At 70.6% G+C, this 13,024-nt stretch carries 10 protein-coding genes; 3 read left to right on the top strand and 7 right to left on the bottom strand.

What is annotated here, in order from left to right; translation table 11 throughout:
- Positions 1–26 precede the first annotated feature (26 nt).
- The 6 genes from ACY34I_RS21695 to ACY34I_RS21670 are packed head-to-tail and all read right to left on the bottom strand — an operon-like array spanning position 27 to position 5,801.
- Complete coding sequence (locus tag ACY34I_RS21695) at positions 27–815, bottom strand: DUF1684 domain-containing protein (RefSeq protein ID WP_462756882.1); 789 nt, start codon at positions 813–815, stop codon at positions 27–29.
- Complete coding sequence (locus ACY34I_RS21690; RefSeq protein WP_462756880.1) at positions 812–1,591, bottom strand: ATP-binding cassette domain-containing protein; 780 nt, start codon at positions 1,589–1,591, stop codon at positions 812–814. The genes ACY34I_RS21695 and ACY34I_RS21690 overlap by 4 nt, the downstream gene beginning before the upstream one ends.
- A complete protein-coding gene (locus ACY34I_RS21685) occupies positions 1,588–2,394 on the bottom strand; it encodes an ATP-binding cassette domain-containing protein (protein WP_462756878.1) in 807 nt (268 codons plus the stop codon). The genes ACY34I_RS21690 and ACY34I_RS21685 overlap by 4 nt, the downstream gene beginning before the upstream one ends.
- Positions 2,391–3,290, bottom strand: coding sequence for an ABC transporter permease (locus ACY34I_RS21680; protein ID WP_462756876.1), 900 nt, complete (start codon positions 3,288–3,290; stop codon positions 2,391–2,393). Before ACY34I_RS21680 ends, ACY34I_RS21685 begins: the two co-directional genes overlap by 4 nt.
- The gene (locus ACY34I_RS21675) at positions 3,287–4,237 is read right to left on the bottom strand and encodes an ABC transporter permease (protein WP_462756874.1); all 951 of its coding nucleotides are present in this window, start codon (positions 4,235–4,237) and stop codon (positions 3,287–3,289) included. The genes ACY34I_RS21680 and ACY34I_RS21675 overlap by 4 nt, the downstream gene beginning before the upstream one ends.
- Before the next feature lie 10 nt (positions 4,238–4,247).
- Complete coding sequence (locus ACY34I_RS21670; protein ID WP_462756872.1) at positions 4,248–5,801, bottom strand: ABC transporter substrate-binding protein; 1,554 nt, start codon at positions 5,799–5,801, stop codon at positions 4,248–4,250.
- Between the two features lie 701 nt (positions 5,802–6,502).
- Here ACY34I_RS21670 and ACY34I_RS21665 point away from each other — a divergent pair.
- Positions 6,503–8,230 carry a sulfatase gene (locus tag ACY34I_RS21665; protein ID WP_462756870.1) on the top strand — a complete coding sequence of 576 codons (1,728 nt, stop codon included), beginning with the start codon at positions 6,503–6,505 and terminating at the stop codon, positions 8,228–8,230.
- Between the two features lie 121 nt (positions 8,231–8,351).
- Here the strand turns inward: ACY34I_RS21665 and ACY34I_RS21660 are convergent, their stop codons facing one another.
- Complete coding sequence (locus tag ACY34I_RS21660; protein ID WP_462756868.1) at positions 8,352–9,488, bottom strand: RNA-guided endonuclease InsQ/TnpB family protein; 1,137 nt, start codon at positions 9,486–9,488, stop codon at positions 8,352–8,354.
- Positions 9,489–9,587: 99 nt separating this feature from the next.
- Here ACY34I_RS21660 and ACY34I_RS21655 point away from each other — a divergent pair, with 99 nt between their 5' ends.
- On the top strand, positions 9,588–10,610 hold the full coding sequence (locus ACY34I_RS21655; protein WP_462756866.1) for a formylglycine-generating enzyme family protein: 1,023 nt from the start codon (positions 9,588–9,590) through the stop codon (positions 10,608–10,610).
- Positions 10,611–10,695: 85 nt separating this feature from the next.
- On the top strand, positions 10,696–12,903 hold the full coding sequence (locus ACY34I_RS21650; protein ID WP_462756864.1) for a sulfatase-like hydrolase/transferase: 2,208 nt from the start codon (positions 10,696–10,698) through the stop codon (positions 12,901–12,903).
- Positions 12,904–13,024 lie beyond the last annotated feature (121 nt).

The raw sequence follows: 13,024 nt of genomic DNA, 5'->3' as shown, positions 1-13,024 counted from the left end.
CTCCTGCCGTGGAGCGCCTTCTTCAGCTATCCACAAGGGATCGGCGCCTGATCGGCTGGCTGATCAAGCGCTGCCTTCTCGCCGGCCCGGACGGCGAACGGCAGCACGTTCCCCGGGGGCGGCAGTGGGCAGATGAAGGCATCGGAGAACGCACACGGCGGCAGGGTGACCCGGTTGAAGTCCAGCTCCACCGGGCCCGCCGCTGCCGGCAGGGGCAGAAACAGGAACCGGGCCGCGCCGTAGCTCTCGCGTCCACTGGTGGCGTCCCGGAACGTGATGTGCGCTTCGCCCTCGTGGCCGGTGTACAGCGCGACCAGCTTGGCGTGCTGGTCGTCAACGGTGAAGGTGAACGTGCCGACGACCGGGTAGTCCACCAGCCGGTCGGAGTGGCTGTGTTCGGTGCGCACCGTCTGGTCGGCGTCAGCCGGGGTGAACTCGGCGGTCACCACCCAGGCGGGGTCGGGGGCGTACGCGTCGATGCCGGCGAACCGGAGCACCGCCGGCGCGTGCGGGTCGTAGGTCCGTACCGCCAGGTCGCCGCCGCGGCGGATGATCTTCAGCTCGACGTCGCCCACCATGAGCCGCTGGTCGGGGCGCAGCACGCCCTCAGCGATCGGCACGCCGTCGACGAGCAGGCCTTCGGCGCCGGACACCCGTACGTCGGGTCCGTCGGTACACCAGGTGCCGGGTATCCCGTCGATCCGGGTGCGCCCCACCAGCCAGTGCGTGCCGGTCAGCGTGAGGTCCCCGCCCGGCGCCGACACGGCCGCCTCACGTTCGGCGTGCCAGGTCCGCCACTGATCAACAAAGGTCACGGTTCCTCCACCAGGTCGAGCGGCAGTTGCGGGATGGCCGCCAGCAGAGCACGGGTGTACTCGTCGGCGGGGTTGGTCAGCACGTCCACGGCCGGGCCGCGCTCGACGACGCGGCCGTGGCGCATGACGAGCACCTCCTGGCACAGCTGGCTGACGATCGCCAGGTCATGCGAGACCAGCACCAGCGTGAGCCCGAGCCGGTCAACGAGATCCTTGAGCAGGTCGATGATCTGCAGCCGGACCGAGACGTCGAGGGCGCTGACGGGCTCGTCGGCGAGCAGGATCCGTGGGGCCGGTGCGAGCGCCCGCGCGATGGCGATGCGCTGGCGCTGGCCGCCGGAGAACTCGTGCGGGTAGCGCCGTCCGTCTTCCGGGCGCAGCCCTACCGCGGTGAGCACCTCGGCGACGCGCTCGGCGCGGGCTGCCCGGTCCGTACCGATGCGCAGCGAGCGCAGCGGCTCGGCGACGATCGACGCGACCGACATGCGGGGGTTCAGCGACGACCGGGGGCCCTGGAAGACGACCTGGACCTGCCGACGGAACGCGCGGTGTCGGACCCGGTCGAGGGGCTGGCCGGCGAAGCGGATCTCGCCCGAGGTCGGGCGGTCCACGCCGAGCAACTGCCGCAGCAGGGTCGACTTCCCGGCGCCCGACTCGCCGACGATCCCGAGACTGGTCCCCGGCCGCACGGTGACGTCCACCCCGTCGAGCGCCGGGTGGGTGCGGCCCGGGAACCATCGGGTGAGCTGATGCCCGCTGAGAATCGGATCGCTCATCGGTCCTCCCCGCGCAGGCTGGGGCGGGCCAGCCGGGTGACCTGGGCGGCGCTCGCGACGAGCTGCCGGGCGTAGTCGGAGCGAGGCCGGCGCAGCACGTCGTCGACCGGGCCGGATTCGACCAACCGGCCCGTGCGCATGACCAGGAGATGGCGGGCCAGTCCGGCGACGACCGGCAGGTCGTGGCTGATGAACAGCAGTCCCACCCCGGTCTCCTCGATCAGCTCGTCGAGCAGGGTGAGGATCTGCGCCTGTACGGTCACGTCCAGCGCGGTCGTCGGCTCGTCGGCGATGAGCACCCGGGGCCGGCAGGCGAGGGCCATCGCCAGGGCCACCCGCTGTCGTTGACCGCCGGAGAGTTCGTGCGGCAGGGCCCGTACCAGCCGCCCCGGGTCAGGCAGGTGCACCCGATCGCACCACTGGATCGCGCGGCGCTCGGCGTCGCTGCGGTTGAGGCCCTGGTGCAGCCGCAGCGGACCGGCGATCTGGCGGCCGACCGGCATCAGCGGGTCCAGGGCGGTCAGGGGCTCCTGGAACACGATGCTGACGGTGCGGCCGCGGACCCGACGCCAACGCCGGTCCGGCGCGCCGAGGTGGTCCCCGCCGTCGATGAGGATACGACCGCTCGTGCGCATGCCCGGCGGTAGCAGTCCCAGCAGCGCCAGCGCGGTCAGCGACTTGCCCGAGCCGGATTCGCCGATGAGGCCGACCCGGTCGCGGGCGGCGAGGCCGAACGAGACGTCGCGAACGAGCGGCTGCCCGTCGAGCGTGATGGTCAGCCCGGTGGTCTCCAGGACGGTCATCGCTCCCCTGCCTGCCTTTCCTGCCGTAGCTGCGGATCGAGGACTTCCCGCAGGCCGTCACCGAGCAGGTTGACCCCGACGACCGTGACGGCGACGGCGAGGCCGGGCAGCAGGACGTTCCACGGGGCCACGCTCACCGTCGACTGCGCCTCTTGGAGCATGCGGCCCCACGACGGTGCGGGCGGCGGAGTGCCGAGCCCGAGGTACGACAGCGACGCCTCGGCGATGACCGCGACGCCGAAGGCGAGGGCGGCCTGCACCAGCAGGGTGTGCCAGATGTTGGGCAGGACGTGCCGGACCAGGATCATCAGTGGCCCGGTGCCGCAGGTACGCGCTGCGAGTACGTAATCCTGGGTGAACACCCGGCTCGCCGAGATCCGGGTCAGCCGGGCCACCTCGGCGGAGACGCCGATCCCGATCGCGCTGATCGCGACTGCGGTCGACGCGCCGTACACGGTGACCAGCAGCATCGCCAGCAGCAGGGTCGGGAAGGCGATCACTATGTCGATCACTCCGACGACGGCGTTCTCGGCGAACCGGCCGGCGGCCGCCGCGAGCAGGCCCAGCGGGACGCCGATGACGAACGCCACCGCGACTGAGGCCAGACCGATCCACATCGCGGTACGCGCGCCGAGCATCAGCTGGGTGAACTGGTCACGGCCGAGGCGGTCGGTGCCCGCCCAGTGCCGTGCGGACGGGCCGGCCAGCCGGGCCGCCGGGTCGGTGTGGTCCAGCCCGTACGGGGACCAGACCAGCGACACCAGCGCCAGGGCGAGCACCGCGAGCAGCAGCGCCGCGCCGACCAGGAACGACGGCGAGCGCCAGCCTCGGCGTCGGCGGGCGGGGGCGTCGAGCGCCTCTACCGTTTCGACCGCCTCGACCAGGGGTGTGCTCATGCCGAACCTCGCAGTCTAGGGTCGACCAGCCGCTGCACGACGTCGACGACGAGCCCCACCACCAGCACGGTCGCCGTCATGAGGAAGACGGTGCCCTGCACGATCGGCAGGTCGCGGGCCTTCACGCTGGCCAACAGCAGCGAGCCCAGGCCGGGCAGGGCGAAGACGCTCTCGATGACCACGGTGCCCAGCAGTGAGCTGGCCAGCAGGATGCCCAGGATCTGGACCACGGTTGCGGCGCCGTTGCGGGGTCCGTGCCGCCACAGCGCGCCCGGCAGGCTGTACCCGAGGGAGCGGGCGGTGCGCACGTACTCCTGGCTCAGCACGTCGAGCGTCGCCGAGCGTACGTAGCGCACCAGCACCGACCCCTGCGCGATTGTCAGCGTCGCCACGGGCAGGACCAGTGACTGGATCGCGGCTCCCGGGTCCTGCCAGCCGGTGCGGGGAAAGCCGCCCGGCGGCAGCGCCCGCCACTGCACCGCGACCAGCCAGACCACCATGATCCCGACCCAGAAGATGGGCAGCGCGATCCCCAGCTGCGCCAGCGTCGACACCGCCACCCCGAGCAGACCCCGCCGCCGTACCGCCGCGAACACCCCGATCGGTACGGCCACGACGATCGACAGCACGAACGCGCTCAGCGCCAGCGGTACGGTGACCGGGAGCCGGCCGGCGATCTGATCGAGCACCGGCAGCTGGGTGAACAGGCTGTCCCCGAGGTTCCCGGTCACCAGGTCGCCCAGCCAGTGGCCGTACTGCGCCAGCACAGGCCGGTCGGTGCCGAGCTGGTGCCGGATCGCGTCGATCTGGTCCGGGGAGGACCCGACCGCCAGCAGCGTGACGGCCGGGTCGCCCGGTAGGACCCGGAGCAGGAAGAAAACCGCCGAGCCCGCGACGAACAGCGAACCGATCAGCCAGGCGACCCGACGGATGAGGTAGCTGAGCACCGCTTATCGCCTAGCGTTTGGTGATCGACGCGACATAGAAGCTGTCCGTGGTGTTGTTCTTCTGGTAGCCGCTGACCGAGGTGCTGGCGACCTTGATGGCGGGGTCGAGGAACAGCCAGGCGCTCGCCGCGTCCTCGGAGATCTGCCGGGCCACCTTCTTCAGCAGGACGGTCTGCTCGTCGGGCGTCGCCGCGGTCTCGGAGTCCTTGACCCACTGCTGCACCTGCGGGTTGTCGTACTGCCAGTAGAACGTCGGATCGCCGTACCAGACCAGGTCGCGCTGGTTGACGTGGGTCATGATGGTGGCCTGGAAGTTGTGGTTCTTGTAGACCTTGTCGGTCCAGGTCGCGTCGTCGACGGGGTTCAGCGTGATGGTGATGCCGGCCTGGGCGAGCTGGCTCTTCAGCCCTTGCGCGATGATGGTGACCGCGTCCGACGGTACGTAGTCGACGGTGAAGGAGAGACCGTTCGCGTACCCGGCCTTGGCCAGCAGCTGCTTGGCGCCGGCCACGTTGTGGTCGTCGATGCTGGTCAGGTCCTCGTACCAGGGGTCCGTGGGCGGCACCATCGAGCCGATGACCTGGCCCCGGTCGGCCCACACCGCCGTCAGCAGCGCCTTGCGGTCGACGGCCTGCCGGATGGCGTGCCGTACGTCGGGGTTGTTGAACGGGGCGATGGCGTCGTTGAAGTTGAACAGCTCCTTCGTCGTCGAGGTGCCTTCCACGATGGAGAACTGCGGCCGGTTGTCGAACTGGGTGAGCACATCGGGCGAGGACACCTGGGTCACCAGGTCGAGTTGGCCGGCGAGCAGCGCGTTGTTCTCGGCGGTGGCGTCCTTGAAGAAGCGGTACACCACCTGCTTGTTGCTGGCCTTCGTGCCCCAGTACCTGTCGTTGCGGGTCAGCGTGATGGAGTCACCCTGTTTCCAGGAGGTCAGGGTGTAGGGGCCGGTGCCGATCACCGTCGTCTCCGGGTTGCCGGCGTCGGGCTTGGTGACCGCCGCGCCGGTGCTGGTGAGGTAGAACAGGAACGACTGCGACCGCGTCGACAGGGTGACCTTGACGGTGCCATCGTCCGGCGCCTCGATCGTCTTCATGATCGAGAGGTTCTTCTTGCGGGCGCTGGTCGACTCGTCGGACGTCACTCGCTTGAGTGCGGCCACCGCGTCGTTGGCCTTCAGCGGGGTGCCGTCGGAGAAGGTCACGCCGGGCTGCAGGTGGAACGTGTACACCGTGCCGTCCGGCGACACGTCCCACGACTTGGCCAGCAGCGGCTCGACCTTGCCCTCGTCGGTGAGCACGGTGAGCCCCTCGACGACGTTGCGCAGCAGCACCTGGGCGTGGCCGGTGTTGCCGCCCTTGATCGTATTGAGCGTCGTCGGCTCGTTCAGCGAACCGACGGTGATCGTCGCGTCGGGGTCGGCGGCGCCGGTCGCCCCGGGGCTCGTCGACGAGCCGCAGGCGGCGAGCAGGACCGCGAGGGTGGTGGTGGCCGCGAGCGCGCCGAGCGGGCGCAACCGGCGTGCGAAGGGTAGGCCAGCCGAGGGCCTGCGGTGAATGGTCATGTCCTTGCTCCAGGCAGACGAAGCCGGCGTCGCGCGAGCGCGGGACGCGGTGATTGAGGTGCGTAAGTGAGGGCAGATCAGACGTTGATGACGGCGCGCGGGCAGCGTGGCGTGGCTGCCACGGGCGCGGGTCGGGGGTGTCAGACCGTCAACAACAGCAGATGCGGCGCGCGGCGACGACACGGACCGCGAGCGGGGTCCGGTCCAACGACGGCGCAGTGTTCACGCAGGTCAGGCTACATGATCACGCAGTTGGGGCGGCAAGCAGGCGATCGTGTCCTCTGCCACAGCTGCGGGTCCTGTTCGCGATCCCTGGGCGGCGTGCGGGCTTGGCGAGGGCCTGGAAGGCGCCTGCCGTGGCTTGCGTCTCAGCAGTTAGAACTCCTATTTACCAGGTAGGCGATGTGGGTTAGCGTCGCAGTCATGATCGGTCAGGATGCCCCGCTCGATGGCACCGCGCTCGCGGTGTCGCGGGGATGTTGCCGTGGCTGGACCACCGCGTGCGGCTGCTGCCGCTGACCGCACGTCCCTGACTTCTCTCTACCGCCGCATCTGTCTGCCGCCGCGTCGCCGGCTTGAGACGACCGGCGGCGTTTCCGTGGCCCGGCCAACGGCCGCTCGCCACGCCGCACCCCCGCAGGTGATTCGTCAAGTTCTGAGCGCTACCCAGCACACCGAGAGGACGTCCCCCGATGTCACCGTTGACCCTGAGACTGGGCGCAGTTGCCGCCACCGCCACCCTGGGCTGCACTGCTCTCGCCGCCACCGGCACCGCCGCTGCTCCGCTCGGCGCCGCGGCCACGCAGGCCGGGCCCGGGCAGCCGAACATCGTGTTCGTGCTGGCCGACGACCTGGGGTGGGCCGATGTCAGCACCGGTCTCACGAACAAGGGGTCGGGCAACACCTACAACGAAACGCGCACCGTCGACCGTCTCGCCGAGGAAGGCGTCGCCTTCGACAACGCCTACGGCGGCCCCAACTGCGTGCCGACCCGAGCCGCCCTCCTCACCGGGCTCTACGCGCCCCGGCCGACGAACAACCTCTACCTGGTCGGCGACCTCGACCGCGGCGGGGACGGCACGCTACTGGACGGTGCGCCGCAGGGGCTCCCAGACGGCGACGACGCGCTGCCGGGCGAGGCGTACACCGTCGGCGAGGCGCTGCGTGACGCCGGCTACGCGACCGGGTACGTCGGCAAGTTCCACGTGACCAAGACCGCTGAACAGATCACCACCGACTTCGGGTTCGAGGAGAACCTGGGCGGCTCGAACTCGGGGCACGCCAGCCAGTACCACGCCATCAACGGGAAGTTCAACAACAGCATCGGCCCGGCGCTGGACAGGTTCGCCGCCGACTACACCCAGGAGTACGTCGACCAGAACATCAAGCCGTACTCCCACGGCGTGGGCGACGCGACCCTGGACGCCCTCGTCGGCACCGACAAGCACGTGACCGACGCGGTGGCGGACGCGACCGTCGACTTCATCGACCGCCACAAGGACGAGCCGTTCTTCACCTGGGTCAGCGACTACGCGGTGCACGCCCCGATCGGCGACAAGCAGCCACGCGCCGACCTGCTCGCGAAGTACCAGGCCAAGCCGGCCGTTCCCGGGCACCCGGCAGACGCGTCGTACTCCGCGCTGCTGGAGGGCCTCGACCAGGGGCTGACCCGCATCGTGGACCACCTCGAGACCACCCCGGATCCCCGCAACCCGAGGCATCCGTTGGCGGACAACACCATCGTGGTGTTCACCTCCGACAACGGTGGCACCGCGGACGCCGACAACGGCTGGCTCAGCGGCTACAAGGGTGAAGTACGGGAAGGGGGCCTGCGGGTTCCGGCCATCGTGTGGAGCAAGAACGCGCACCTGGTCGACGGCGGCGTGGTCGACTCGACGCCGATCCACGCGGTCGACTACCTGCCAACGTTCGCGTCGCTGGCCGGTGCGCAGCTGCCCAAGAGCCTGCGCCCCGACGGCGTGGACCTCAGCGGAATCTGGCGCAACGACAGCACGCAGCTCGGCGCGCGGCCCCTTTTCTGGCACCTGCCCGGATACCTGATCGAGGGCGCGCGGGACCAGCGCCCCGAGACGGTGATCCGGTCGGGGCCGTGGAAGCTCAGCTACCGCTACGAGACCCAGGACTGGGACCTCTACAACCTGGACAGCGACATCGGTGAGACCACCGACCTGGCCGCCGCGTACCCGGACGTCACCCAGCGGCTCGGCAGCCGGCTGATCCGCTGGCTCAACGACGTCGACGCCCCGCTGGCCACGCTGCGCGAGGGCAAGGAACCGATCACCGTCACCTTCCAGGGCACGGCGTACTCCGACGGGAAGATCACCCACTACGACGAGCCGACGCAGCTGACACTCCAGCCGGGCGACGAGGTGCCGGCGTTGCTGCCCACGGCCGTCACCGACCGTTGACATCCTCCCGGCCCTGAAGGGCCGGGATTCTCACGGTCGCCCGTGAGGTTTCCTGTTTCATCGCCGACTGCCTTTCCGGGAGGTTTTTCCCTTGAGGTCTTCTGTCAGCTCCGCAGGCGTTTTACCTCTCCGCCAGCCCGGCGGCGAGAATGTTCTTGGCGGCGTTGATGTCCCGGTCGTGCACGACCCCGCAACCCGGGCACGTCCAAGAGCGCTCGTTGAGGGCGAGGGTGGTGTTGATCCGACCGCACCCCGAGCAGGTTTTGGACGTGGGCAGCCACCGGTCGACGGGGATCACCTTCCGCCCGTACCACTGGGCTTTGTACTCCAGCATGCTCCGCAGCTCGGACCAGGCCGCGTCGGAGATGACACGGGCCAGACGCCGGTTGCGGAGCATGTTGCGCACGCTGAGGTCTTCGATCGCGACCGTTTGGGTCTCACGGACGAGTCGAGTGGTCAGCTTGTGCAGGTGGTCCCGACGCCGGTCGGCGATCCGGGCGTGAATGCGGGCCACCTTCATTCGGGCCTTGGCCCGGTTCGCGGAGTCCTTCTGTTTGCGGGCCATGTTCCGCTGCGCCTTCGCGAGCTTGCGCCGGTCGGTCTGCCCGTACCGCGGGTTGGCCACCTTGCCGTGCTCGTCGCTCAATCCGGGGATCGGGTGGGACAGGGTGAGCAGACTGGTGATGCCCGCGTCCACACCGACCTCGGCCGCGACCGGCGGCAGCGGCTTCACCGTCGGGTCCTCCACCAGCAGGGACACGAACCAGCGGCCGGCAGCATCCCGAGACACCGTGACCGTGGACGGCTCCACTCCTTCGGGCAGGGGCCGCGACCACACGATGTTCAGCGGCGCGGTCATCTTGGCCAGGGTGAGCCGGCCGTCACGCCACCGAAACGCGGAACGGGTGAACTCCGCCGACGCGCGCGACTTGCGCTTGGACTTGAAGCGCGGGTACCGGGACCGTTTGTCCCAGAACGCCACGAACCCGGCCTGCAGATGCCGCAGCGTCTGCTGCAACGGCACCGACGACACCTCGTTCAGGAACGCCAGCTCATCGGTGCGTTTCCACTCCGTCAGCCACCCCGACGACTGCACGTACGTGGTGCGCTGACGGTCAACCACCCACGCCCGAGTCCGCGCCTCCAACGCCCGGTTGTACACCACACGCACACACCCGAACGTCCGGTTCAACAGCTCAGCCTGTTCAGGAGTCGGATAGAAGCGGTACTTGTACGCCCGCTTCACCACCCCACCCACACCTCACAATTTACCGTCCATGTACGACACTCATCCCAAGGGAAGGAGGCGGCGTTTCCTCCCGCCCCTAAACGGCCGGGTTTCCACGCCGCAAATCCGATGACCTCCGCACATCATCACGGCACCGCCGGGCCCGCCACACCGAGCTGTTGCACACCCGGGGGCCTGCACCAGACCGCGGCGGCCGGCGGGCTGCTCCAGATCGCCCGCCGGCCGCAGCAGCCGGACCCCGTCGTCCGGGAGGCTGGTCGGTCGCGCTCCACCCGCGGCCAGGTCAGCCTCCCCGGCGGGAGCTTCGCCATGGGCGACGCGTTCGGTGAGGGCTACCCGAGCGATGGGGAAGGACCGGTGCACGAGGTCACCCTCAGCGCCTTCACCATCGACGCCACGACGGTCACCAACGCCGCCTTCGCGACCTTCGTCAAGGCCACCGGCTACGTCACCGAGGCCGAGGCGCTCGGCGTCTCCGCCGTCTTCCACCTGCAGGTGAAGGCCGAACGATCCGACGTCCTCGGGGCCGCCACCGGTACCCCCTGGTGGCTCGTGGTCCGCGGTGCCGACTGGCGCCACCCCTACGGGCCGGCCTCCTCGATCGCGGACCTGCAGAACCACCCGGTGGTCCAGGTGTCCTGGAACGACGCCCGCGCATATGCCGCGTGGGCGGGCAAGCGCCTGCCCACCGAGGCCGAGTGGGAGTACGCCGCCCGGGGCGGTCTCGACGGGGCGCGGTTCCCCTGGGGGAACGAGCTGCTCCCGCGCGGCCGGTGGAACTGCAACATCTGGCAGGGCGAGTTCCCCCACCGCAACACCGCGGACGACGGCTTCGTTGGCACCGCACCCGTGAAGCAGTACGCCCCCAACCGTTACGGCCTCTTCAACACCGTCGGCAACGTGTGGGAGTGGTGCGAGGACTGGTTCGCCGCCGACACCTACGCCCGGCGCGCCGGGACCCGCGTCGTCGACCCCCGCGGGCCGGCGGAACCGGACGTCACAGGCCGCCGGGTGATGCGCGGCGGGTCGTTCCTGTGCCACGACTCCTACTGCTACCGGTACCGGGTCGCGGCCCGCTCCGGGAACACCCCTGACTCCGCAGCCTCCAACGTCGGCTTCCGCTGCGCCTGAACAACGCCCAATTTCCGCCGCAGATCCCCCGGATCGGTGGCGCTGGTCCCCTTGCCTGTTCTCTTTCTCTTGTACCGGAGGTCCCATGATCACCCGTCGTCAACTCCTTGCCGGCGCCGCCGTCGGCCTCGGAGCCGCGGCGCTCCCGTCCGTCGCGACCGCCGAGCCGAGGACCACCGGGCGGCCCCGGCCGAACATCGTGCTCGTGCTGGCCGACGACCTGGGCTACGGCGAGCTCGGCGCGTACGGGCAGCGCATCATCGCGACGCCGCGCCTGGACCGGCTCGCCGCCGAAGGGCTGCGATTCACCGACGCGTACTCCGCCGCGGCCGTCTGCGCGCCCTCACGCTCGGCGCTGCTGACCGGCCTGCACGCGGGTCACGGGCCGGTACGCAACAACCCTGCGGGCGACCCCGACTCCATCGCCTTCGCCGACGGCGACACCACGTTCGCCGAGGTGCTGCGCGCCCGGGGCTACCGCACGGGACTGTTCGGCAAGTGGGGCTTCGGCCCCGAGCGGGGCGACCAGCCGAGCCACCCCAACGCCCGAGGCTTCGACGAGTTCCTCGGCTACATCACGCACGGCCACGCACACGACTACTACCCGTCGTACCTGTGGCAGAACGGAGAGCGGCTCGAGCTGCCCGAGAACGCCGGGTCCAACACGACCACCTTCGCCCCCGACCTCTTCCAGGACCGCGCCCTCCGCTTCATCCGCGCCCACCGCGACGAGCCGTTCCTGCTCGTGGTCACCCCGAACCTCCCCCACGCCCCGAGCGACGTCCCCAGCCAGGAGCCGTACACCGGCGAGGACTGGCCCTCGGCGGACCGCGGCCACGCGGCCCAGGTCACCCGGGTCGACACGTACGTCGGTGAGCTGGTCGACGAACTCGCCGCGCAGGGACTGCTCGAGTCCACGGTGGTCCTGGTCACCAGCGACAACGGCCCGCACGAGGAGGGTGGCTTCGACCCGGACCGGTTCGACGCGAACGGCCCCCTCACCGGATACAAGCGGAACCTGTACGAGGGTGGTGTCCGGGTGCCGTTGATCGCCTGGGCCCCGGGTCGGATCCAACCCGGCGTGACCGACCGGCTCACCCAGCAGACCGACCTGCTCCCCACCCTGGCCGACCTGGCCGGCGTTCCCGGGCCGCGCGACATCGACGGCCGGTCGTTCAGCGCCCTGCTCGAGCCGAGTCCGACCGCGGCCGCCGAGCAGCCGTACCTCTATTTCTGGCGGCTCGACAACGGCAACACCAGGCGGGCCCGCGAGGTCGATGCCGGCCGCCTGCAGCGCGCGGCCGAGGCGGTACGCGAGGGCAACTGGAAGGCGATCCGTTGGGCGCCGGGCACGGACCGGACCGTCCCGGACGACCAGTGGCAGGTCGAGCTCTACGACCTTGCCCGCGACATCGGCGAGACGAGCGACCTGGCAGCCGCCCACCCGGACGTCGCGGCCCGGCTGGTCGGCCTCCTGCGGCAGTCCTGGATCGACGAGGTCACCCGCGAGGGCTACGGCGTCGAGCTCGACACCCCGGACCTGCTGCTCCCCGGCGTCACCTACGAGATCACCGCCACCCTCGCGAACGGCTCGGCGGTGCCCTGGACCGGCGCTCGGCTGGTGCTCTCCGCGCCCGGCGACTGGACCGTCGAGCCGGCGACCAGCCGGGGACTCGGACGCCTCGCCCCCGGCACCCGGGTGAGCACCACGTGGCGGGTCCAGGTGCCCGAGGGGACCACCGCGAACGAATGGCCGCTGACCGTGTCGGGCTACGCCGTCGCCCGCGACGCGCCGCTCACCTTCCGCGCCGAGCGCCGCCACACCCCGCCGCCACCTCCGCCGACCACCGACTCGTATGTGAGCAATCTGCCCTGGGTCACCGCGGTCAACGGGTGGGGCCCGGTGGAGCTGGACACCAGTAACGGCAAGCAGGCCGCCGGGGACGGCACGCCGATCTCCTTCGGCGGCATCGTCCACGCCAAGGGCCTCGGTGTCCACTCGTACTCCGACGTCACCTACCACCTCGGCGGCCGGGTCGCCCGGTTCACCGCGGTCGTCGGGATCGACGACTTCAGCGCCCGGCAGAGCTCGCGGGGCAACACGATCGCCGAGGTCTGGGCCGACGACCGGCTCGTCCACACGAGCGGTGTGCTGCGGGCGGCCACCGGCCCCGAACCGGTGGACGTCGATGTCCGCGGGGCCCGGCTGCTGCGCCTGGTCGTGCGTGCCGCCGACTCCGGCAACAGCTACAACCACACATCGTGGGCAGACGCCTTCGTCCGGCTGGCCTGACCGGCCGCCTTCGCGAGCCCGGCCCCGCGCCAGACCGACGTCGACGCCGGCACGCTGCCGGCGTCGGCGTCGACGTCGGTCCCCGTCCGCTGGGAGGACGAGCCGCAGGCGGCTGTGCCCG

The sequence above is a fragment of the Micromonospora sp. RTBAU3-60 genome, from assembly GCF_054963695.1.
This window is presented reverse-complemented; position numbering and strand designations above follow the sequence as displayed.